This is a genomic window from Methylocapsa sp. D3K7, from assembly GCF_029855125.1.
GTDB lineage: Bacteria > Pseudomonadota > Alphaproteobacteria > Rhizobiales > Beijerinckiaceae > Methylocapsa.
The window spans coordinates 3,520,527-3,542,968 of the sequence record NZ_CP123229.1; the positions used below are offsets into that span (position 1 = coordinate 3,520,527).

Genomic DNA, 22,442 nt, shown 5'->3' on the forward strand with positions numbered 1-22,442 from the left:
ATCAACTCGTCTTTCACACGCTTGAATTCAAGGTCATTGCCATGGCCTGAAGCGCGGCGGGCAGCAATGGCTGCACGATACGTTCGCCCCAGAGCCTCTTATGGCCGAAAACATGCCGGACCAAAAGGCTCGTGAAAATTCCGGGCCCGCTGGAATAGATTCGCCAGCCGCCTTCGACGCCAATATTGGCGGCTTTGACCTGTTCCCAATCTTTGCTTGCGGCATAGCGGTCTGGAAACGCAGCGTCGCTGCTGCTGAAGTAAGCGTTGCGCTGGCGCAGCTGTGCGTGAGCGAGGGTATCCGTCACGGCGATGGGGCTTGCAAGCTGGAGCGCGTCCCAAAGTGCTTCGGCATCGCCAACAATCGCCATGGCCTCCGCGTAGCGCAAATGTGCGTGGACATACATGAGACCGATTTCACGCCCGAAGAAGGATGAGGACTCCGCCCGCCGGAACATGGTTTGCGGGCCGCCGCGATAGACGACGGGCCGGTCGATCAGGCGCATGCCGTCGGGAAACTGCAAATGCTTGCGGATCAGCCGAAGATGATGCGTTATCTGTTCGGGCGTAAATAGGCCGCCGATGATGCTCTGGGTCATGGGAAGCAGCGAGTATTTGAGACCAGTGCGCACGTCGCTTGGATGCAGCAGCAGTTCGATCTGCTCGGTGCCCGGCACGAAAATCCCATAACCCGCGACTGTGCCGTCACCGATAAGAAAGCGGTTGAAATCGTGGCGTATAGCGGTGCTAAGTTCACTCAGTTCCTTGGCATCGCCGCCGCGCCCCGCCCGCCGCAGCACCTCGGCGTAGCGGTTGATCTCACCGAACAGCAACGCGACCGTCCAGCTGCTGACCATCCAGTCCCGCATCCTTGGATCGACGGGCTGGAGGGAATCATTCCAATCGCCTTCGCCATAGGCAATGAGGTGGGTGCCCGGGACGAAACGCTCACGAACCGTTGCGAGTAGTTTTGTGACGTGAGCGGCGATCGTATCTTGGCGAACGGTCCGCTCAAATGTGTCAGCGCGCCGCCAGGCGATGGCTTCGTCGAGAAAAGCAAAATCACCCGTTGCCTCGATGTAATCATTCAGTGCCTTGAGCGGCCACATGATCACGTCACCATGGCTCACGCGGTCCTGGATGATGGAGTAGGGTTCGAGCATGAACCATTGCGGCCAATCACCCCCCGTCTCATATTGTTGCGCGAAGATAATGCGCAGGATCTCTTTAACGGGCTCGTCATGTTCCAGCGCGAGAAAGAATTCGACGGGACCCTGGCAGACATCGCGGGTTCCCCAGGCACCGCCGGTATATTGTTCGAGACCGTGCGGCACGGTGAGATGAATCATGGCATTGTGGGCGAGCCATGGAGACAACAAGTCGAATGCGGTGCCCCCCGCGTCTCCACCGGAGATCCGGAGGTTGCGCGTGATTCCTTCCCAGTAGCGGCGCGCGGGCGAAAGGAGGCTTCGATCGTCGACGCCGGTTTGATAATTGTCGGCAAGTTGCGCCGCGAATTGCGGATCAGTTAACGATCCGGTGACGGCGAAACAGAAGCTGCGAACGGGCCGGGTGCGGAGCGCCACATAGGCTCCATGCCGGGGTTGGCCATCGGCATAGAGCAATTCGTCGCCACCGATCGCCTCAACCGCCTCTGGCGTGGCGGTCGTGAGATGATAGACGGCATTGGGATAATGCTTGCCCAAAATGGAATTTGGGTCCGGCCGCATCGAAAAGCGCTTTCGGTGCGGATCAACTTCGACAAGGCCCTTGTTCTCGAGTTCGCGCTCGCCAAGCACCAAATGTCCGAAGACAAGAAAGCGGCACGGCTCGCCATCGACGGCGATGCGCCATTGCATCGCGGGATCGTCGCCCGACGCGACAGCGTCAACAGTGATCGTCCGCGTGGGAAAACAATAGATCCAGCGGCAATCGGAGAGGCCCATCTCGAACGCGGAGGGAATCGTGAGCATCCGCCAGCCGTCAGCCGCTTCGATCAAGATGCGGAGGCCGCTCGCGCGAGTGATGTTGTAAGGATCGCGCGAGACAGAAAATAGTTTGTGGAAAGACGTGTTGCCGATCGTCAGCTGCGCGGCGAATACACCATGCATCCAGCATGTGGCGCAAAGAGTCGACTCGTCCGGCAGCAAGGCCTGGCCCGATCGTAGCAAGGTGCCGTGCCGACGGGTGACACGCCGTTCCTTGTCGCGCAATACGACATGCCGGTTGTGCGGCGGATCTGGTACGAAGAAGGATAGGAGCGATCCATCTTTGCGCTCCTCGTGGAGCCGTTCCGGGTAAAGTTGCGCGAGGCTCGCAGTATCCAGCGGCTCAGCGATAGCTGCAAGCGCATCTTGGACGAAACTCCTGACAGGCGGAGCGAGAGCGATGGAGGCCGCCGGCTCATTATCAGTCCATGTCAAATCATCGAGCGTTGCGAGATCACTGTCGCTAGAGGCTTCGGGGTGATCGGGCATATAAAAGCCAAAAAAGCGCACGGTCGTGCAAGCGCCAGGCGGCAGCACGTGTTGCCCGGACTGAATTGCGGCGCAAGCGACTTCGTGCTGAAGCCGCGTGTCCGGCAAGTTCGCCTCAAACGCAAAGCCAAATCCGTCGCTGTCACGAAAGCTCGGCCCGAAAAGCTGCAGTCCGTCGGTCGCAAAACCGAGTGCGCCATCAAGACATCCATGCATGACCCAGGGATTGCCACTGCCTTGCGCAAGGTTCTGCCGGCTCATGATTACGGGACCGTAAGCGGGGTGCTGGGCGATGTGATGGTCGAGATATTGCGAGGCGTAGGCTTCGTTGTTCATCAGGAATCCGCGATCGCCGAGACCGAGGTCCTGTATGAGGATCGCGTCAAAGCGCGCGGGGACGGTGCCGGTATTTTGGGCTTCCAGCCGCCAGAGCCAAGCCGGCTCCGCAGGATGCAGCGACAATGTCAGGCGATAGCGGAGACCGCACGTTTCCCCTTCCCACACAAAGCCGTCGCTGGCGGCTGAGAACTTGGCATTGGCACGTGGCCCGGCGGCTTGGATCAAAAACGGAGCCGCGCCATCGAGGCGCAAATACATCCGTCCAATCCCATCATCCACCGGCGAGCCAAGCAACTGGTTGATGTTGATCACGCCATGCGGGAGCGTGAAGGTGATCGCGAAGACACTGCCATTCGGGAGGACGCTGATGGATAGACCCGAGGGGTTCTCGATCCGGCGCAACTGGAGATCCTGGTCGCGCGGTGTCGTCCAGCCGCGCTTGCCCGAGGGCGTCATTGTGCTTCCCCGCTGCAGAGATGTGTGAGAGCTGAAAGGCGCTTGCGAATCATGTGGAGCCACATGATCAAAAAAAGCCGGTCAGCGCGAGCGCAAAAGCGCGGCCGCAACCCTCGGACATGGAGTTCCGGTCAGGTTTATCGTCTCCGTCCTATCGCGGCGAAGGGAATTACTGCCAGTCCGGCCATTGCGGCGTTGCTCTTTGGACGGGGTCCGCCTGCCAAGCCCGGACCGGGACTGGCGCATGTTTTGCGGGGGCATAGGCCAGCGCGTGGGGATGTTTCCGGTGCCAGGCGGCGTAAGCGATGCCGGTGCCGCTGTGCGGCCTCTTGTGGGCGTAATAGCCTGAGCCAGGCGGCGAGCCGGAGATGCTTATCCGGGCGCCCTCGGCTTGCACCATATGGTACAGGACTGCCGCGTTGCCGGGCGCTAGCCGGATGCAGCCATGCGAGGCAGGGCGGCCAAGCTGTGATGTCGAATAGGTGCCGTGAATGGCATAGCCGCCCGCGAAGAATATGGAATAAGGCATCGGCGACATATGGTATTTGTGGGAATAATGCATCCGCACCAACTGGTAGGGGCGATACGTCCCGCGCGGGGTCCTGTAGCCGGAACGGGCGGTTGAAACCCGCCAGTCATAACTGCCGGTCTCGGAGCGCACATGCATGGTCTGCGAACTCAGATCAATCGCGATTTGCACCGTGGCTTCGGCTTCCTGAACGCTGAGAATTCCGCAAAACACGGTACACGCACTTAAAATGCCGCGCATGATATGCTCCCTCCCCAACTCTTGATAAATAAAATATAAGTTCGCAACTTTAATGTAAGTTCCGATTTACAGTAAAAATCACGAGAATCATTGTTGAGTCGTGCTAGAGCTTAGGCATGCGTGGTTAATTTTTTCTTGCGGCCGAGAGTTAACCCTCCGTTTGATCTTGCACCTCAAAGCGCCTTGACGACCGCGAGCACGGTTTCGGCGTGAGCTGGAACCTTCACCTTATTCCACACAGCCGCGATGCGGCCATCCTTGCCAATGAGGAAGGTCGTGCGCTCGACACCCATGTATTTGCGGCCATACATGCTTTTCTCTACCCAGACGCCATAGGCTTCGAGCGTGGCCTTCGTTTCGTCGGCCCCGAGCGCCAGATCTAGCTTATGCTTAGCTTTAAACTTAGTGTGGCTGGCCGATGAATCTGGCGATACGCCAAGGATGGCGGCGCCCGCCTTATTAAATTGGCCCCGCAAGCCATTAAAGTCGATTGCCTCCTTGGTGCAGCCCGACGTATCGTCCTTTGGATAAAAATAAAGAACAAGGATGCGGCCAGCAAAGCTTGCGAGCGAGATTTTGTGTCCTGAATCGTCGGGCAATTCAAAATCGGGGGGCAAATCCCCAGGACCCAATTTCTTTTCCAGTTTGACCATTGGGCTCTTGTTGGCGATAGCGGACGGTTCTTTCGACAGGTTTTTCGGCACGGGCCTTCCTTTCGTCACATTGAACGGCGATTGGCGGAGTTTGACCTTTCGCCCTGCTGCTCTGCGCGACATTTCGGTAAGTGCTTCTTTGATGGTAAAATACTCCCGATCATTGCGCATAGGCGTAGGGATTGAAGTTTCCAGTTTAAGCTTGCTCTTGTAAAGGCCACGTGCGGTTGGTCGGAGATAGTAAGGAAAATCCGGCCCGGTCCCGTCCCTGGCCGGAGCAATGGTTGCGCCGGAAGCAAAAAGCGGCGAATGCCGCTCCTTGCACTGAGATCGGCGGCGGACAGCGCAGCGCAGCGCGGTTCGCTTGGATCAGTTGTAAGTTGATTTTGGGACTGACTGTTCTCATCCTCGTCGGCGCCGGACTATTTGTGACCCGTATCGCGCTTGCGCCGCTCTCGATCGGCGCAATGGGACCGCAAATCGCCAAGGCCCTCGACGACCGGTTTGGCCACCGGTTTGAATTCGGTTTTGGCGAAACTGCGATCATCAGGAGCGGCTATGCGCCCGCGTTGAGCGTCGACAAGTTGGTGATCAAGGAGCGCTCCGGGCAAACGGTCCTGACCGCCCCGCGCGCTGAAGTGTCTGTCGATCCGCTCGCCCTCTTTTTTGGGCGTGTGACGCCCAGACGACTCGAAATCTTCAACATCGAGTTGCATTTGCAACTGCGGCCCGATGGTTCGCTCGCCATGCCGGTTTCGGCGAATGCTTCGGACCTCGTGGCTCTCACTCCGCCGCTTGCCACGGCGCTTGCGGAACATGACAATTTGGTGCCGCCCAATGCGGCAACGCCAAATCAGGCTCAAGAGTTGGCGCCAAAGCCGCGGGCGTTGCTGGTCAAGCAGATGGGGGCCGCGATCCGGCTCGTCATCGACACGCTGACCAGTCCTGAGAGCCCGGCCGCGGCGATCGACCGCGTTGGGATTATACAGGGCAAGATCGTCATTGACGATGAGACCACCGGCCAGACGCTGGCCTTCAATGGTGTCAATCTCTCTTTTGATAAGGTCTCCGGCGCGACCAAATTCAATCTTTCTGTCGAGGGGCCCAATGGTAGATGGTCAATCTCGGGCATGGCTGAAGGAAAGCCTGGTTCCAAACGGGGCCTGAAACTTTCGATTGCGAATCTGTCCATCGATGAAATTTTGCTTGCGACGGGCACGCGCGCAATTGGTGCCGATTTCGATATGCCCTTGTCTGGCAAGCTCAACGTGCAGATCCAAGGTGACGGGTTGTTATCGGAAGCGTCAGGACAATTCGACTTTGGCTCGGGTTATCTGCGTTTCGAGGATCCCGATGACGAACCCATGATGGTCGATGGGATCAAGGGCGGATTTCATTGGGAGCCCGCAGCGCGGCGCATCGTTGTGGATCGATGGCGGCTCGCCGCCGGAGCGACGCATTTCGGGTTTTCCGGGTCGGTGACGCCACCCGTGCATGAGGGTGATCCCTGGACGATAGGACTTATCAATGCGGAGCCTGGCGTGGCGGGTCCCGAGCGGCCCGGTGAACAGCCTGTCATGCTCGATCATGCCAGTGTGGCGGCGCGGCTTTTTCTCGGGGAGAAAAAGTTTGTCCTCGACCGGGTCTCCGTGAGCGGGCCCCGGAGCGGCATCGCTATGGCAGGCGTGATAGATTGGACCGATGGGCCTCACATTCGGCTTGGTGCTTCGATCTCGCCGACACCCGTTCGTGAGGTCATGCGCCTCTGGCCATCATTTCTTGCGGCTCCTGTCAGGTCATATTTGCTTCCCCGCGCGCATGATGGAACCGTGGAAAAAGGTACGCTCCAAATCGATTTCAATGCCGCCGATTTGCGGGCGATGAGGCTACAGCAGCCGCCCCCCGCCGAGAAGGCAGCGGTCGATTTCACGGTCAGCCATGCAAGTCTTGAATTTTTGCCAGGGGTACCGCCTTTACGCGACATCAATGGGGTTGGCCATGTCACCGGCCGGACGGCGGCCTTTACCGTCGCGAATGCTTCCATCGAAGCCGGTCACGAGCGCGTGCTGACCGTGGCGGAAGGCGGGTTCCAGGTTCCCGATACAGGGTTTAAACCGGCGCCCGCCGTGGTTACGGCTAGGGTCACCGGAAGCGTCGAGGCGATCGGAGATCTCTTGTCGTATAGCGCGCTAAAGCCCTATGCCAATTTGGCGCTCGATCCCGCGACGTTGCGGGGGCAGGCCGATGGAAGATTGGAAATCGACATGAAGCTCGGCTCTGATGAGGGTTCAAGCGATATTACTCTCAAGGCTAATGCGGCGATCACCAATTTCACGGCGGAGCGGTTGATCGGCAACGAGGCGCTCGAGGGCGCGACACTTAATGTTGACGTAGACCCGTCAGGCCTCAGAGCGACCGGGCAGGGCATGTTGTTCGGTGTCCCTGTCGCAATCAACATGGGCCATCCTACCGGCAAACCCGCCGAAGCTTCGATTGGCCTAACACTGGATGACGTCACGCGCACCAGGCTGGGTTTTGGTTCTGTTCCGGGTTTGAGTGGCGCGATAGGCGCCAAAATCACAGCGCCGATTGGGACCGGAGAGAAACCGAAAGCGAAAGTCGATCTCGATTTGAACGGCGCCGGGATCGATATGTACGGTATTTCAAAGCCCGCCGGACGTCCTGGCAGGATTACATTTGCGCTGGCCGTTAACGACACAGGAACGACCCTCGATCAGATCATTGTCGATTCTGGAACTATTCAGGCGCGTGGCACTGCGGATCTTGGCACGGACTTTTCGCTCATCGCGGCAAGATTTCCACAAGTGAAAGTGTCTGCAGGCGACGATATGAAAGTCGAAGCCGCGCGTGCCGGAGAGACGCTGAAAGTGATCGTGCAGGGCAACACGATAGACGCTCGGCCATTCCTGAAAGCCTTGATTTTCAACCCATCCGACCCAAACGGAACTGCGCCAGCGAGCGGTGACCAGCACAAGGATAACCCTGCCAAAGAGATCGAGTTCGATGTCAAATCCGGTATCCTCAGCGGCTACAACAAAGCGATCATCACTGGCGCGGAACTGAGATTTGCGAAGCGCGGCGATGAGATACAGCAATTCAGTTTCTCGGGAAATTTTGGCAGCCAGCCCATATCCTGCAATCTCACCAATGGCGGTGCCTCTCCCCAAATTAAACTCATCAGCGAAGACGCCGGATCGCTTCTGTCGTTCCTCGACCTTTACAAACATATGGAGCGCGGCCAGCTTACGGTCGGCATGCGCCTTGGACAAGATACGCTCACCGGCGTGCTTGTGATCGACGATTTTGTCTTGCGCGACGAACCTGCCTTGCGCAGGCTCGTGCTCGAGGGAGCTCCGCCGGTCGACACCCAGAAAAGCCAAAAGATCGACGCCGACGTGATGGCCTTTAACAAATTGCAAGTGCGCTTTCACCGCGATGGCAGCCGCCTCGATCTCAGCGAGGGAACCATGCATGGCGAGGCGATTGGACTCACGGTGCAAGGCAGCCTCGACTTTGTGCATGATCAGGTCGATATGAGCGGCACCTTCGTTCCCGTCTATTCCCTGAACAATTTGTTCGCCAAGATACCGGTCGTCGGACTTATCCTTGCCGGCAGCACGAATGAAGGTTTGATTGGGGTCAATTACCGGATCACCGGCATGGCCAGCGCCCCGACCCTTAACATTAATCCTCTGTCGGCCATCGCGCCGGGAATTTTCCGCCAGATCTTCGGGGTCGCTGATTTCGATCCGATGCGGCCGCAATGATCGGGTGATTCAGGCGATCTTTAAGAGGACGTGACGCTTTCGGCCAAGCGAGAGTTTGACCGCGCCCAAATTCAAATCGCGCGGCCCAATCGACGCCCGTTCGTCCGTGACGGTTTCGCCGTTGACTCTAAGGCCGCCGCCCTTGATTTGACGGCGGGCTTCTCCGGTCGAGGCAACAAGCCCGGCTTTGACGAAAGCAGACAGGACTCCAATTCCGGCCTCGATTTCGGCGACGCCGATTTCGACGCTCGGAAGGTGTTCGGCGATGGCGGCTTCCTCGAAGGTTTTTTGCGCCGTGTCAGCTGCCTCAATCGCTGCCTCGCGGCCGTGCACCATGGTTGTCGCTTCGGTGGCGAGAATTTTCTTCGCCTCGTTGATTTCAGCACCGCTCAACGTTTCGAGCCGGGCAATTTCATCCAGGGGCAATTCGGTGAAGAGTTTTAGAAACCGGCCAGTATCCCGGTCCTCGCAATTGCGCCAATATTGCCAATATTCGAAAACGGGGAGCAGGCTTTCATCGAGCCAGATGGCCCCTTGCGCGGTCTTGCCCATTTTGGCGCCTGACGCCGTTGTCAAAAGCGGTGACGTCAAGCCATAAAGCTGGCGCGTGCCCATCCGGCGGCCAAGATCAATGCCGGTGACGATGTTGCCCCATTGGTCCGACCCGCCCATCTGCAAGTTGCAGCTATGGCGCTTGGAAAGCTCGACGAAATCATAGGCCTGAAGGCACATATAATTGAATTCAAGGAACGAGAGTTCCTGATCGCGCTCCAGTCTCAGTTTCACCGAATCCATCGAAAGCATCCGGTTGACCGAGAAATGGCGGCCGGCGTCTCGGAGAAAATCAATGTAATTGAGGGATGCGAGCCAAACTGCGTTGTCTTGCATGATCGCATCTTGCTTGCCGTCTCCGAAGCTCAGAAACCTGGAAAAGACTCGTTTGATCCCGTCCTGATTGGCGGCGATCGTCTCCAAGGGGAGCAGTTGGCGGCTGGCGTCCTTGCCGGAGGGATCGCCAACTCGTGTCGTGCCGCCACCCATGAGTGCGATCGGCTTGCCGCCGGTCTTTTGTAGCCAGCGCAGAAGCATGATTTGAACCAGAGACCCGGCATGAAGCGAGGGCGCGGTGCAGTCGAACCCGATGTAGGCGACGAGGTCGCCGCTCTTGGCCATATGATCGAGGCCGTCGAGATCGGAGCATTGATGTAAGAAGCCGCGTTCTGCGAGGACCTGCAGAAAGTCAGACGTAGGACGAAAATCACCTGCCACGGGAAACCTTTGCGTCACAGGGCTCACTGCCATAAAAGCTGCGCGATCCCCTGATTTATGGAGCGGTGAGATTTAGGGTTAAGGGCGCAGCAATGCAACCGCCCTGTCTTGGCCACGATCACGCGCGGCGGGCGTTGAACACGGGGCAAAATGATGCAAAAAGTGTGTTTCTGCCAAGGGAAGCAATTCAAATGTTTCGTGCGATAGGTCTCATGAGCGGCACCTCGATGGATGGCGTTGACGTTGCCTTGATCGAGACCGATGGCGAAGAGGGTATCGTTCTTGGCCCTTCGCGATCTTATCCTTATGCCGAAACGGATAGGGCGTTGTTGCGCGGCGCGATCCAGGAGGCCGCCTTGCTTGATGATCGCCAGTCTCGTCCCGGGTCTCTGGCGCTCGCTGATGCGATGATCACGGATCGCCATGCGGAAGCCGTCGAAGCTTTTCTGTCGGCGGGTTCCATCGACCGTGCGACGATCGATCTGATCGGGTTCCACGGACAAACTGTCTTGCACCGGCCCGGCCGCCGCCTGACCGTCCAGATCGGCGACGGTAACACCCTCTCGGCGAGAACCGGGATCAAAGTTGTCCATGATTTTCGTGCCGCCGATGTCGCGCGCGGCGGGCAGGGCGCGCCGCTCGTTCCCGTGTTTCATCGCGCGCTCGCTGCTGCCGCGGGCTTTTTGAAGCCGGTCGCGGTGATCAATATTGGCGGCGTCGCCAATTTGAGTTTTATCGCGCCGGGCCAGGAGCCTATTGCGTGCGATACGGGACCTGGCAATGCTCTCCTCGACGATCTGATGCGCAACCGGCTGGGGCTCCCCTGCGATCAGGATGGGGCGGTGGCAGCGCGGGGCACGGCCGATCAAAGCATTTTGGATCAGCTTCTCGCCAATCCTTTTTTTGCGGAGCCGCCGCCGAAATCACTCGACCGGAATGACTTTTCGGGTCAACTCGTGAACGCTCTCGCAATCGAGGATGCGGCGGCGACGCTCACCGCCTTTACCGCCGCGAGCCTCGCGAGTGTCTTGCCGCATTTGCCCTCCAGCCCTTCCATGGCGATCGTCTGCGGCGGCGGTGCGCGCAACAAAACCCTCATGCGGGAAATGACGAACAGGTTTCCATGTCCGGTTGCCGTCGCGGAAACGCTCGGCTGGTCGAGTGACGCGATGGAAGCTCAAGCCTTCGCTTATCTCGCTGTGCGCACATTCAAAAATCTCCCCATCACGTTTCCGATGACAACTGGCGTTGAAAGACCGTTGCCTGGGGGAGTTCTGGCGCGGGCGGGCCTATCGTCACTTTGACCATATTTCAAAGCCCTGCCCGGCAAAGATCTTGGTCGCCGCTTGCGACCGCAAGTAACTTAGGAAATCGGCCGCATCGGGGTTCGCGGACGCCTCTATGAGGGCACCCGCGTAGGCAACCGGGCGGTGGCTCGAGGCCGGAAACGTGCCCGCTATCTTCACAGCGGGATCAGCCTTGGCGTCGGTGGCATAGACAATGCCGAATTTGGCCTCGCCGCGCGACACAAGAGTGAGCGTATTCTGGATATTGGCGGCTCGCACGAGCTTCGGTTCGACACTCGAAAAGATCCCGAGCGCTTCGAGCGCTTCCTGTGCGGAAATGCCCTCTGGACATGAGTCGAGGGCGCAGGCGGCGATTTTGCCATCGCCTGCGGCGCCCGAGAGATCGAATCCCTTGGCGATCTCAATTTTGGCGCCGGGGCCGCTGGATTCGATGAGGACAAGCTTGTTGGCCACAAGAGTCCGGCGCGTTCCGGTTCGGAGGAGTTTGGCCTTTTCGAGATCGTCCATCCATCTCTGATCAGCGGAGATGAAGACATCCGCGGATGCGCCATGTTCGATCTGTTTTGCAAGGACGCCGGAAGATGAGTAAACGAGGGACGCCGTTTTGCCGTTATGGGTCTTCCATGCCGCCGCGACCGCGTCGAGCGCGGTCTTCAGGCTGGCCGCCGCCAACACTACGACCGGCTTGCCCGGGTCCCCACTGGTGGCGGAAGGCTCGCTGTTGACCGCACGCGGCACGAGGACGACCCCCGCGAGAGTCACGCAGGCCAGTTGGCGCCGCGTCAAGCGTAGGGTCAAACCGCACCCTCGGAGTTTGCTAATTCTTCTTATGTATCCACCGGGGCTAATTTGGACAAAAGTTAGACGGCGAAGCTTGATCCGCAGCCGCAGGAGGCCGTCGCAGCGGGGTTGTGGATTTTGAACATCCGGCCCATGAGATCGTCGATAAAGTCGATTTTTGAGCCCCTCAGGATATCGAGCGAAACCGGATCGATGACCACGGTCGCGCCCTCGCGCTCGATCACGAGATCGTCGGCGGATTGTTCGGTTGTAATATTGTAGGTATAGGTGAAGCCGGAGCATCCGCCGCCATCGACGCCGACGCGCAAAAATGAACCGGGAGGCTCGCTTTTCAAGATTTCCGCAACCCGGACCGCCGCCTTCGCGGTGAGTTCGACCGGACATTCGACTGCGGCTTCGCTCATATTGACTACCTCGAAGGGACGCTTGGACCAAAGGTCGCGTGGATGGGATTGTGCCGCCCGTTGAATTACAAACATATGTCGCAAAGCGTACGCCCGCAACCGCGCGGATACGGATCAACCAAATTTCATGCCAGACTGTCAGTTTTCTCCAGCCAACATTCCGCGTGCACGCTATGCGGCCAACCCGGCGCGCAGCCGTGGCCGGCTGGTCCCGGAGCCGCCTTCACCCTCGCGTTCGGAATTCCAGCGTGATCGCGACCGTATCATCCATTGCACGGCGTTTCGCAGGCTGGCCCATAAAACACAGGTCTTCGTTCCGCATGAGGGCGATCATTTCCGCACGAGGCTGACCCATTCGCTCGAAGTTGGTCAGATCGCCCGCTCGCTCGCCCGGGCGCTTGGCCTCGATGACGATCTCGCCGAGGCGCTTGCGCTCGCCCATGATCTTGGCCACACGCCTTTCGGCCACACAGGGGAGGACGTCCTCGACGAACTGATGGCGAGTTACGGCGGCTTCGATCACAATGCGCAGGCTTTGCGAATCGTCACCAAGCTCGAACGCCGCTACGCGGCCTTCGATGGGCTTAACTTGACGTGGGAGACGCTGGAAGGGCTCGTCAAACATAATGGCCCACTTTTGGAAGCGGACGGCCGGCCGGCCGCGCGTTACGCCAAACGCGGTCTTCCCGTGGCGATCGCCGAATATAATGCGATCCAAAATCTTGGCCTCGTGCAATTCGCGTCAGCGGAGGCCCAGGCGGCGGCACTTGCCGACAGCATTGCCTATCACGCGCATGACATCGATGACGGTTTGCGCTCGGGCCTCATTGATGCCCGGCAAATCGGCGTGGTCGATTTCCTTCATGGCATCAGCGGCGAAATCGCGGCGCATTATCCGGGACTTGAACCCGTTCGTGCCATTCATGAGCTGGTGCGCCGCCTGATAACTCTTTTTATCGAGGACGCGATCCGTGAGAGCCAGCGGCGGATTGTGGCGTCGGGTGTTGCGAGCGTTGAAGATGTGCGGGCGTTTGGCGCCCCCTTAATCGGTTTTTCCAGCTCGATGGCGGGTGCTGACAAGGCGATCTCGGTGTTTTTGTTCGAGAATATGTACCGGCATCCGCGGTTGACCCGAATCCGGGACCATGCGGCGCAAATTATTCGTGACCTATTTTCCCGTTTTTTGACAGCCCCGCAGCTGATGTCCAAAGAGTGGGCGATCGCGGCGGCAAATGCCGGTGCCGACGAAAAACGCCGCGCGCGGCTTGTTTGCGATTATATAGCCGGCATGACCGACCTCTTCGCCATCGCCGAGCATCGAAGGTTCTTCGATGAAACCCCGGACTTGCGCCTGAGCCTGCCGGAACATCAGGACGCGGATTGAGCTTTTGCCGAATAGAATTTACTTGCCCTTGCGGCGACAAAGACTCCTTCCAAAATGACAAACTTGGGTGAACGATGAACCTTTTCGCCGATTTCCACGATCTGATCGCGACGGTGCTGGGCCGGGTCATGGCGAGCGGCCGCCTGCCCAAGGACTTGGATTTGCAGCGATTTATCGTCGAACCGCCGCGCGACCCTGCGCATGGAGACCTCGCCACTAATGCGGCGATGGTTTTTGCCAAGGAGGCGCGGGAGTCGTTCGCCAATCCGCGCCAGCTTGCGGTCGAAATCGCCGTCGCATTGGCCGATGATCCGCGCGTCGCAGAGGCGGAGGTGGCGGGACCCGGCTTCATCAATATCCGTGTGAAGCCGGAGGTATGGACGCACGTCTTGCGCGCCATTCTCGAGCAAGGACCGCAATTTGGACGCCCGGCACCGGGTGGGGAAAAAAATATCAAGACGAACATCGAATATGTTTCGGCGAACCCGACCGGCCCCATGCATGTCGGCCATGGGCGCGGCGCTGTCTTCGGCGATGCGCTCGCCAATCTCTTGGTTTTCGCCGGCCACGACGTCACCCGCGAATATTATATCAATGACGCCGGCACCCAGGTCGATGTCCTCGCCCGGTCCGCCTATTTGCGGTACCGGCAGGCTTTGGGCGAGACAATCGGCGAAATCCCCGAAGGTCTTTACCCTGGCGAGTATCTGCAAAGCATCGGCGCCTCGCTCGCGAAGAAGTATGGCCGTCAATTGCTCGATCGGCCGGAGGCCGAATGGCTGGAGGACGTGCGCGCCGCCGCGATCGACGCGATGATGGCAATGATCCAGACTGATCTTGCCTGCTTAAATATCGAACACGAAGTGTTTTTCTCTGAGCGCTCTCTGACGCGTGGCGCGGATGGTGATTTGGTCGCGGGAGCGATCGCTGAACTGCGCCGTCGCTGTCTCATCTATGAAGGGCGGCTTGCGCCGCCCAAGGGCCAGCTTCCCGAGGATTGGGAGGATCGCGAGCAGACTTTGTTCAAATCGACGGATTTTGGCGACGACGTCGATCGGCCACTTCTGAAATCGGACGGATCCTACACCTATTTTGCATCCGACATCGCCTATCACAAGACCAAGATCGATCGCGGCTACGCTTTGTTGATCGATGTTTGGGGTGCCGATCATGGCGGCTATGTGAAGCGGTTGCGCGCCGCCGTCGAGGCGCTTTCGGAGGGCCGCGTCACGCTTGACGTCAAGCTTTGCCAGCTGGTGCAACTGATGCGCAACGGCGAGCCGGTCAAAATGTCGAAGCGGTCCGGGGACTTCGTGACGTTACGTGATGTCGTCGATGAAGTAGGGGTGGACGCGGTGCGGTTCATGATGCTGTTTCGGAAGAACGACGCACCCTTAGAGTTCGATTTGGCGAAAGTGATTGAACAATCCAAGGACAATCCGGTATTCTATGTCCAATATGCTCATGCAAGAGCAAAGTCTGTGTTAAGACAGGGTCTTACAACGATTTCTGGAATTGATCTGTCAAATCGGGCACTCGCTGCGGCGAACCTCGAACTTTTGGCGGATGAGGGGGAAGTCGCGTTGATCAAACTGCTCACGCAGTTTCCCCGGATCGTCGAGGCCGCCGCCCTTAGCCATGAGCCGCACAGGATCGCATTTTATCTGCACGAACTGGCTGCTTGCCTGCACGGCCACTGGACGCGCGGCAAAGATCGGCCACAATTACGATTTCTTAATGAAGTACGGACAGATTTAACAGTCGCCAGGCTCGCTTTGGTCACTGCCGTGGCGGCGGTTCTCGCGTCTGGCCTTGGAATTTTGGGGGTCAGTGCCCCTGAAGAGATGCGATGAGGGTTCCGTCTTTGCGCTGCGAGGGTCTTCTTGCTGCCAAGAGGCAAAGTGACCGCCGCGCAGCCAATTTTGCGGAATATTTGAAGGCATGCCGGTCAAGTCATAGCCGCCGGTCGATGTAGTAAAGTGGTGTAACACTGCCCAGCGTGGGATGCGCGATTGCAATGACGTGGGTTGGCGGGTTCATTCGTCAACAGGTCGCGACAGGAGGGTGAGTTCAATGAGCGAGCAAATTGTTAAACGGCGGCCGATGATCGATTTAGAGGAATTCGAAAGGCGTTTGCGCCAGCCGCTTGCCGCGCCCCAAGCGAACGATGACCCGCTTGCGGAGCTTGCCCGCAGTTTCGGTGGCGCGGAAGCAGACCCCTACAAGACGGTATTTGAGCCTTTGAACCGGCGTCCGGCCGCGGCTTGGCGGAACGAGGATCGCGCCGACGGCAAGCTGCAAGGCGGGCGCCCCCTCATCGGGGGCGATTTCGCGTCGATCGAGGCGGGCCTGCTTGGCGCGGGCGAGCACACGGACAACCTGTCCGAGCCCGAAGATGCAGCGGACTATCCGCAAAATGGACAGGAGAATTGGCCTTACGCGGAGACCGATGCGGAAACTTCCCATGTTCCCGATTCCGCGTATGAGGAAGTCCGATCGCGCCGGCCGCTCTACGTCATGGCGGCGATGATCATCGCCGGAATCGCCGGGATAGGTGCCAGCTTTGCCTTCAAAGGCACTGCGACGACGCAGAATGAGATTGCAACGATTAGGGCGGCCGAAGGGCCTGCAAAGGTCCATCCGGAAACAGTTGCCAGCACCGAAGTGACGGATCGCGATGCGACAGTCCTCGGCGGGGCGCAAACCCAACCGCCGATCGCCGCCATCAACAACGTTGAGCAGCCTGCTGATTTGTCGGCCCAACACGACCTTACGCCTGTGATACAAGGTTATCCCGCCACGGGACAAGCGAGTGGAGCGGCAGGCGTTCCCGTACCGCCCCCACCGCCGGCACAAATTCAGGCACAGACCCAGATTCAGCCTCAGCCGGCTCCGGAACCCACGATTGCGGGTTTGATCGAGCCGAAAAAGGTAAAAACCGTTTCGGTCCGGCCGGATGGAACGCTTCTGGCCAATAGTACCCCGCCACAAGCTACGGTTCCGGTCAAGCCTGTCGGCCCCGCCAAGGCGGCGCCTCCCAAATCGGCGCCTCGCGTGGCGTCGGGCGATCCCGCGCCCGCGAAACCCAAGCGTGTGCAAGTCGCCGACGCACAGCCCCAGGCGCCCGCCGCCGAAGCGGCGACTCACGTGGCGGCTGGAACCTTCGCCGTGCAGCTCGCGGCGCCGGGAAGCGAACAAGAAGCACGGGAAGTCCAGGTCCGGCTCATGAAAAAGTTTAGTGGGGAATTGGCGGGGTTCCATCCTTCGATCCATAAGGCCGAAGTTGGCGGCAAACCTGTCTATCGCGTCAGGGTCAGCGGATTGGCCACGCGGGATGAAGCCACCGCTCTCTGCCAAAAAATTCAAGGCGGCGGCGGCAATTGTTTCGTGGCCAAGAACTGACGGGTCCCGGCCCAAGAACTGGCCGCCGCCAGTTTTGGGGCGGCCGGCCGGGTCGAAATGCTGTGGACTGAGGCTGAGGCGTCATGACGGAGCTTGCGGCTTTGGGTAAGTCGCGTCAGAATCTGAAAATTACGCCATGAGTTTCTGACTGGGAGCACCCTTCTTTGGATTTGTCGTTCGAGGAACATGACGGCGGGCCCAGCGAAGATGGCTCCTTCGTGGTCGATGTCGAGGGGTTTGAAGGCCCGCTCGATCTTTTGCTCGACCTTGCGCGCCGCCAGAAAGTCGATCTCAGCAAGATTTCGGTTTTGGCTCTCGTCGAGCAATATCTGGAGTTCATTGCCGCGGCGCGCCGCTTGCGGCTCGAACTTGCGGCCGACTATCTCGTCATGGCGGCTTGGCTCGCCTATTTGAAGTCGCGGCTGTTGCTTCCCCAAGCTCCCAAAGGGGCGGAGCCGGAAGCCGCGGATCTCGCGGAAGCCTTGCAGCTCAGACTGCGCCGGTTGGAAGCAATCCGCGCCGCCGCCGAAGCTCTCGTGAACCGGCCGCGTCTCGGCCGTGATATGTTTTTGCGCGGCAACCCCGAGACGCCTCTCGCGTCCGGCGCGCCGCAATGGCGGGCGAGTCTCTACGAGTTGCTGTCTGCTTATGCCCATCGGCGCCAGAAGCAATCGCTCAGCCGGGTCACGCTCAAACAGCGGTTTGTATGGTCGCTCGCGCAGGCGCGTGGCGAACTCGAAAGACTGGCTGGGCGATCGCTGGATTGGACGGTGCTCGACTCGTATCTCGTGGCATTTTGCACGACGCCCGAGGTGCGCCGCACGGTCCGGGCGTCAACGCTGTCCGCCTCGCTGGAGATGACCCGCGAGGGCGTGATTTCGATACGTCAGGACGAGCCCTTCGCGCCGCTTTGGATCAAGCGCAAATCGGCGCCGGCGGAAGGTTTTCCGCGTGCTGTTGCGGATTGAACGAACCGCTGCGGCGAACGGATGAAAAGGATAGGCTTTGGCTGAAATCGCGCAACTTTTTGCTCAGATCGATCAAAACCAGCGCCCGCCGCGCGACGATAGCATTGCGGAAGCCATGCGCGTCGCCGAGGCTTTGCTGTTCGCCGCCCCGGAGCCTTTGGACGAGAAAGAGATCGCCAAGCGCATGCCGCATGGGGTCGAGGCCGGTGCTATCCTCGAAGCTTTGAAGGAGGACTATGCGCCGCGCGGCGTCAATCTCGTGCGGGCTGGCGGCAAGTGGATGTTCCGCACCGCGGCCGATCTCGCCTGGCTGCTTGCCAGCGGCGAGGGGGAAGCCAAGCGGCTGTCGCGCGCGGCGCTTGAAACACTGGCGATCGTCGCCTATCACCAGCCGGTCACCCGCGCCGAAATCGAGGATATTCGCGGCGTCGCGATCTCCAAGGGAACCCTCGATCTGCTGCTTGAAACCGGTTGGGTACGGTTGCGCGGCCGCAGGCGCGTGCCCGGCCGTCCGATCACTTACGGGACGACGGACACCTTTCTCATTCATTTTGGCCTGGAGGCGATCGGCGACCTGCCGGGGCTTGAAGAGCTGAAAGGAGCGGGGCTTTTCGATGGCCGGCTGCCGCAGGGTTTTGACATTCCGCAGCCGTCCGATGCGGCGGATCTGGCCGATGATGAGGACCCGCTTGAGGACGAAATGCCCTTATTTTCGGCACAGCCCGAGGCGCCTGTGGAACCGTCTGTACTTGCGCCAGCACTGGCCGATTCGGAAGACGATGAGCCCGGAAGCGCGGTTTCTGAGACTGAGGTTTAAAACATCAATTCTGTCCGGAAATCCGGTCCGGTCTTACCAAATCGTTTCACGTGAAACGTTTTGGTACGATTGGCGATCTGGCCGAAAGGACATGCGCGAGGCGGCCTGATGTCAGGCACGGGCTTTTGGCGCAAGCGCCGTAGTGCGATAAGGTCGAGCTTGGGTTTTTTTGATTTCTTGACCCTCCATTCTCTTCATCAAAGATCGTCTTAAGCACGCCAGCAGCCTGGGTTGGCGATCCATAATCGCCGGGAATGAGGCCAGGGCTTCTTGTTTTTATGCAAGGGGGAGCCTAGGTTCCGGCAACGGCGGCCAGCTTTGGGCGCCACGCGGATTTTGGAGGTTTTCGCCATGGGCGGTCTATCGATCTGGCATTGGATCATCGTCGGAGCCGTCGTGCTGATCGTGTTTGGCGGCAAAGGCAAGATTTCCGACATTATGGGAGATGTCGCCAAGGGCATCAAATCCTTCAAAAAAGGCCTCGCGGAAGAGGACACAAAGCCCGAGATTGCGAACTCCGGTGATACTCCCATGCGCAGCATCGATCATCAGACCACCGCCGATCCGGCAAAGATTCCGGAATCACGGAAGCTTGGCTGAGGGGTTCGGGGCTTGCGTGGCCAGCCTTCCATGACGGGTCCTCATGTTTGATTTTGACGCCGGCAAGCTCGTCATCATTGGGATCGTGGCGCTGATCGTCATCGGGCCGAAAGAACTTCCGCGCGTCATGCGCCAGGTGGGCCAGATGGCCGCCAAAATGCGCCGCATGGCGGCCGAGTTTCGCGGCCAATTCATGGACGCGATGCGCGAGGCCGAGATCGAGGATCTCAAGGCGGATGTTCAAAAGCTGGCGGAAAGCGCCAAGCTGGATACGCGTCTTGACCCGCTGGCCGAAATCAAGGCCGGAATCACCAGCGCCTTGGAGGCGGCGGACAAACCGGCGCTTCCCCCCGGGGAAACCCCGGCCATCGCCGCGCCGGGTGCCGCAGATTCGTCTTTGAATACGGTCGCCCTTCCGCATTTGCCGGACACGCCCAAAGACGGAGACGAAACCTATCTCTCTGAAGGCGTTGCCCCCGTGGTGCCGGAACCGGCGCCGGATGCGCCGCCCGCTCCGGTCAGTACGGAGGCCGGGATGCGGGCGCTCGCCGATGCCCTCGCGGCCGAGGTTGGGAAGACGCCGCCCCCACGCCCGGACACCGGGGGCGGAACGCCGTAAGAAAAGGTCTGACTGGTCCGGGCGCCCCGGTTCGGCTACAGAGAAGCGCCCAAGACCTGCCGGAACGAGCCACCCATGACCGATGCCGATATCGAGGCGACCAAAGCGCCTCTGATGGATCATTTGATCGAGCTGCGCGCGCGGCTCATCAAGGCGCTCGCCGCCTTCATCGTGATGTTCATGATCTCCTTCTACTTCGCCAAGGACATTTACAACATCTTGGTGGTGCCTTTCGAACATGCCGCCGGTCCCGATGCGCGGCTCATCTACACGGCGCCGCAGGAATATTTTTTCACGCAAATCCGGGTCGCGCTTTTTTCAGCGGGGTTTCTCTCCTGCCCGGTGGTGTTCGGGCAGCTTTACGCTTTCGTGGCGCCCGGCCTTTACCGGCACGAACGCAAAGCCTTCGCGCCGTATCTTCTGGCGACGCCGGTGTTTTTCGCGGCAGGGGCGCTGCTCGTCTATTTCGTTGTCATGCCGAATTTGCTGCATTTTTTCATTGGCATGCAGCAAGCCAAGGAGCCGGGCCGGGCGCAAATCGAACTGCTGCCGCGCGTCAGTGAATATCTGTCGCTCATCATGACGTTGATCTTCGCCTTCGGCGTGACGTTTCAGCTGCCGGTGGTGCTGACGCTTCTGGGACGAATCGGGATCGTGACGTCGGATTTTTTGCGCAAGCAGCGGCGCTATGCAATCGTGCTGGTCTTTATCGCCGCGGCGATCCTAACACCGCCCGACATCTTTTCGATGCTGGCGCTTGCCGTTCCGGCGCTCGGCCTTTACGAGCTGTCGATCTTGTCCGTCAGTATGATCGAAAAAAACCGGGCGGCCGCCAACGCCGCTGGACAAGCTCCGGGGACGTAAGAACTTTATGTACGACATCAAATGGATTCGCGACAACGCCGAGGCTTTCGACAAGGGGCGCAAAAGGCGTGGCCTTGAACCGCTGGCATCAACGCTGCTTGCGCTCGACGACAAGCGCCGCGCCGCGATCGCCAAAGCGCAAACCGCGCAAGAGCGGCGCAATGTCGCCTCGAAACAAATCGGCGTCGCGATCAAAACGAAGGATGTTGTGCGGGCGGACGAGCTGAAAGCCGAAGTCGCGGAGTTGAAGACGGCGCTTGCGGCGTATGAGGCCGAGGAGCGCGAGGCGATTAAGGAGCTTAACGTGGCGCTCGCCGAAAATCCCAATACGCCTCTCGATGAAGTGCCCGATGGCGAGGACGAGAACGACAATGTCGAGTTACGCCGCGTCGGCGAGCTGCCGCATTTCAGCTTTGCGCCAAAGGAGCATTTCGACATCGGCGAAGCGCTTGGCCTCATGGATTTTGAAACGGCGACAAAAATTTCCGGTGCGCGATTTGTCGTCAACAAAGGCGCACTTGCACGTCTGGAGCGGGCACTTGGTCAGTTCATGCTCGATCTGCATACGGAAAAGCAGGGCTATACGGAAGTGAACCCGCCGATCCTCGTAAAAGACGATGCCATGTTTGGCACGGCACAATTGCCGAAGTTTAAGGATGACCAATTTCCCGCGTATCGACGGATCTCAGACGAAGAATTCGAAAAAAGGGAGCGTGAAAACTTGCTCCAACGAATTCAGGCCGTGCGTGAGGAGGGAGATGAATGGCTGGTAAAGGGTTTGGAGAGTTTATTAGATATGGACGTCCCCAGATCGCTTATAGACGATGCTGAAAGTGCTGATCTTCGGGAAAGAGTTGCAGAGTTTCGGATAAAGCTCGGCGATGAATCCGGATTCCACGTTGTGGAGGATAGTGAGCGTCTTTGGCTCATCCCCACCGCCGAAGTGCCTCTCACAAATCTCGTGCGCGAAAAAATCCTCGACGAAAAAGAACTACCCCTTCGCTTAACGGCCTGCACGCCGTGCTTTCGCGCTGAGGCGGGCGCCGCTGGCAAAGACACGCGCGGCATGATCCGTCAGCATCAATTCACAAAAGTCGAACTCGTCTCGATCACCACACCCGAAACTTCGCTCGCCGAGCAGGAGCGCATGTTGTCCTGTGCCGAAGAAGTTTTAAAGCAGCTCAAACTTCCCTATCGCGTCGTCACGCTGTGCACCGGCGACATGGGCTTTGCCTCGCAAAAAACCTATGACATCGAGGTCTGGCTACCAGGGCAGAATCGCTATCGCGAAATCTCGTCGGTGTCCGTCTGCGGCGATTTCCAGGCGCGCCGGATGAATGCCCGCTACCGTTCCGCAGACGGCAAGCCCCGCTTTGTCCATACCCTCAATGGCTCGGGCGTCGCGGTGGGGCGCGCGCTTGTCGCGGTTTTGGAGAATTATCAAAACGAAGACGGGTCCGTCACTGTGCCGGAGGCATTGCGCGTCTATATGGGCGTAATCGATACAATCAAGAAAGCTTAAGCCC

General features: G+C 59.2%; 17 protein-coding genes. 11 read left to right on the forward strand and 6 right to left on the reverse strand.

Going from position 1 to position 22,442, the window contains the following annotated elements; all coding sequences use genetic code 11:
• Nucleotides 1-13 precede the first annotated feature (13 nt).
• The 3 genes from QEV83_RS16575 to QEV83_RS16585 all read right to left on the reverse strand — a co-directional run bounded on the left by QEV83_RS16575 (nt 14) and on the right by QEV83_RS16585 (nt 4,693).
• Nucleotides 14-3,271, reverse strand: a complete 3,258-nt coding sequence (locus QEV83_RS16575; RefSeq protein ID WP_280128777.1) for a cellobiose phosphorylase — start codon at nt 3,269-3,271, stop codon at nt 14-16.
• A 169-nt stretch (nt 3,272-3,440) separates the two neighbouring features.
• Entirely contained in the window at nt 3,441-4,040 is a 600-nt protein-coding gene (locus QEV83_RS16580) for a L,D-transpeptidase (RefSeq protein ID WP_280128778.1), read from the reverse strand.
• Nucleotides 4,041-4,213: 173 nt separating this feature from the next.
• A complete protein-coding gene (locus tag QEV83_RS16585) occupies nt 4,214-4,693 on the reverse strand; it encodes a peroxiredoxin (RefSeq protein ID WP_280131111.1) in 480 nt (159 codons plus the stop codon).
• Nucleotides 4,694-4,977: 284 nt separating this feature from the next.
• Here QEV83_RS16585 and QEV83_RS16590 point away from each other — a divergent pair, with 284 nt between their 5' ends.
• Nucleotides 4,978-8,481 carry an AsmA-like C-terminal domain-containing protein gene (locus QEV83_RS16590; protein WP_280128779.1) on the forward strand — a complete coding sequence of 1,168 codons (3,504 nt, stop codon included), beginning with the start codon at nt 4,978-4,980 and terminating at the stop codon, nt 8,479-8,481.
• A gap of 9 nt (nt 8,482-8,490) precedes the next feature.
• Here QEV83_RS16590 and tyrS read toward each other — a convergent pair whose 3' ends face one another.
• Nucleotides 8,491-9,750 carry a tyrosine--tRNA ligase gene (gene tyrS / locus QEV83_RS16595; RefSeq protein ID WP_280131112.1) on the reverse strand — a complete coding sequence of 420 codons (1,260 nt, stop codon included), beginning with the start codon at nt 9,748-9,750 and terminating at the stop codon, nt 8,491-8,493.
• A 191-nt stretch (nt 9,751-9,941) separates the two neighbouring features.
• On the opposite strand from tyrS, the gene QEV83_RS16600 reads away from it, so the two are divergent.
• Nucleotides 9,942-11,054 (forward strand): anhydro-N-acetylmuramic acid kinase, encoded by a 1,113-nt coding sequence (locus QEV83_RS16600; RefSeq protein ID WP_280128780.1) that lies wholly within the window; start codon nt 9,942-9,944, stop codon nt 11,052-11,054.
• Here QEV83_RS16600 and modA read toward each other — a convergent pair.
• Together modA and QEV83_RS16610 are read right to left on the reverse strand one after the other, a co-directional pair.
• The gene (modA, locus tag QEV83_RS16605; protein WP_280128781.1) at nt 11,046-11,843 is read right to left on the reverse strand and encodes a molybdate ABC transporter substrate-binding protein; all 798 of its coding nucleotides are present in this window, start codon (nt 11,841-11,843) and stop codon (nt 11,046-11,048) included. The two genes, QEV83_RS16600 and modA, sit on opposite strands and share 9 nt — an antisense overlap.
• A 74-nt stretch (nt 11,844-11,917) precedes the next feature.
• A complete protein-coding gene (locus QEV83_RS16610; protein WP_280128782.1) occupies nt 11,918-12,262 on the reverse strand; it encodes an iron-sulfur cluster assembly accessory protein in 345 nt (114 codons plus the stop codon).
• Nucleotides 12,263-12,389: 127 nt separating this feature from the next.
• Here QEV83_RS16610 and QEV83_RS16615 point away from each other — a divergent pair, with 127 nt between their 5' ends.
• The 9 genes from QEV83_RS16615 (at nt 12,390) to serS (ending at nt 22,438) form a co-directional block, all read left to right on the forward strand.
• A complete protein-coding gene (locus QEV83_RS16615; RefSeq protein WP_280128783.1) occupies nt 12,390-13,646 on the forward strand; it encodes a deoxyguanosinetriphosphate triphosphohydrolase in 1,257 nt (418 codons plus the stop codon).
• 74 nt (nt 13,647-13,720) lie between these two features.
• The gene (gene argS / locus QEV83_RS16620) at nt 13,721-15,499 is read left to right on the forward strand and encodes an arginine--tRNA ligase (protein ID WP_280128784.1); all 1,779 of its coding nucleotides are present in this window, start codon (nt 13,721-13,723) and stop codon (nt 15,497-15,499) included.
• Between the two features lie 220 nt (nt 15,500-15,719).
• Nucleotides 15,720-17,048, forward strand: coding sequence for an SPOR domain-containing protein (locus QEV83_RS16625; RefSeq protein ID WP_280128785.1), 1,329 nt, complete (start codon nt 15,720-15,722; stop codon nt 17,046-17,048).
• 164 nt (nt 17,049-17,212) lie between these two features.
• On the forward strand, nt 17,213-18,016 hold the full coding sequence (locus tag QEV83_RS16630; RefSeq protein WP_280128786.1) for a ScpA family protein: 804 nt from the start codon (nt 17,213-17,215) through the stop codon (nt 18,014-18,016).
• A gap of 67 nt (nt 18,017-18,083) precedes the next feature.
• Nucleotides 18,084-18,833, forward strand: coding sequence for an SMC-Scp complex subunit ScpB (scpB, locus tag QEV83_RS16635; protein ID WP_280131113.1), 750 nt, complete (start codon nt 18,084-18,086; stop codon nt 18,831-18,833).
• A gap of 351 nt (nt 18,834-19,184) precedes the next feature.
• Nucleotides 19,185-19,433: a twin-arginine translocase TatA/TatE family subunit gene (locus QEV83_RS16640; RefSeq protein WP_280128787.1), complete on the forward strand. Its 249-nt coding sequence runs from the start codon at nt 19,185-19,187 to the stop codon at nt 19,431-19,433.
• Between the two features lie 43 nt (nt 19,434-19,476).
• Nucleotides 19,477-20,052 (forward strand): Sec-independent protein translocase protein TatB, encoded by a 576-nt coding sequence (gene tatB, locus QEV83_RS16645; RefSeq protein ID WP_280128788.1) that lies wholly within the window; start codon nt 19,477-19,479, stop codon nt 20,050-20,052.
• Between the two features lie 75 nt (nt 20,053-20,127).
• Nucleotides 20,128-20,916: a twin-arginine translocase subunit TatC gene (tatC, locus tag QEV83_RS16650; RefSeq protein ID WP_280128789.1), complete on the forward strand. Its 789-nt coding sequence runs from the start codon at nt 20,128-20,130 to the stop codon at nt 20,914-20,916.
• 7 nt (nt 20,917-20,923) lie between these two features.
• Nucleotides 20,924-22,438 (forward strand): serine--tRNA ligase, encoded by a 1,515-nt coding sequence (gene serS, locus QEV83_RS16655; RefSeq protein ID WP_280128790.1) that lies wholly within the window; start codon nt 20,924-20,926, stop codon nt 22,436-22,438.
• Nucleotides 22,439-22,442: the final 4 nt, after the last annotated feature.

Coding starts and splice junctions, on each gene's coding strand:
- QEV83_RS16575 (WP_280128777.1), bottom strand. CDS start 3,271: ATGACGCCCTCGGGCAAGCGCGGCTGGACGACACCGCGCGACCAGGAT.
- QEV83_RS16580 (WP_280128778.1), bottom strand. CDS start 4,040: ATGCGCGGCATTTTAAGTGCGTGTACCGTGTTTTGCGGAATTCTCAGC.
- QEV83_RS16585 (WP_280131111.1), bottom strand. CDS start 4,693: ATGGTCAAACTGGAAAAGAAATTGGGTCCTGGGGATTTGCCCCCCGAT.
- QEV83_RS16600 (WP_280128780.1), top strand. CDS start 9,942: ATGTTTCGTGCGATAGGTCTCATGAGCGGCACCTCGATGGATGGCGTT.
- QEV83_RS16610 (WP_280128782.1), bottom strand. CDS start 12,262: ATGAGCGAAGCCGCAGTCGAATGTCCGGTCGAACTCACCGCGAAGGCG.
- QEV83_RS16615 (WP_280128783.1), top strand. CDS start 12,390: ATGCCAGACTGTCAGTTTTCTCCAGCCAACATTCCGCGTGCACGCTAT.
- argS (WP_280128784.1), top strand. CDS start 13,721: ATGAACCTTTTCGCCGATTTCCACGATCTGATCGCGACGGTGCTGGGC.
- QEV83_RS16625 (WP_280128785.1), top strand. CDS start 15,720: ATGAGCGAGCAAATTGTTAAACGGCGGCCGATGATCGATTTAGAGGAA.
- QEV83_RS16640 (WP_280128787.1), top strand. CDS start 19,185: ATGGGCGGTCTATCGATCTGGCATTGGATCATCGTCGGAGCCGTCGTG.
- tatB (WP_280128788.1), top strand. CDS start 19,477: ATGTTTGATTTTGACGCCGGCAAGCTCGTCATCATTGGGATCGTGGCG.
- tatC (WP_280128789.1), top strand. CDS start 20,128: ATGACCGATGCCGATATCGAGGCGACCAAAGCGCCTCTGATGGATCAT.
- serS (WP_280128790.1), top strand. CDS start 20,924: ATGTACGACATCAAATGGATTCGCGACAACGCCGAGGCTTTCGACAAG.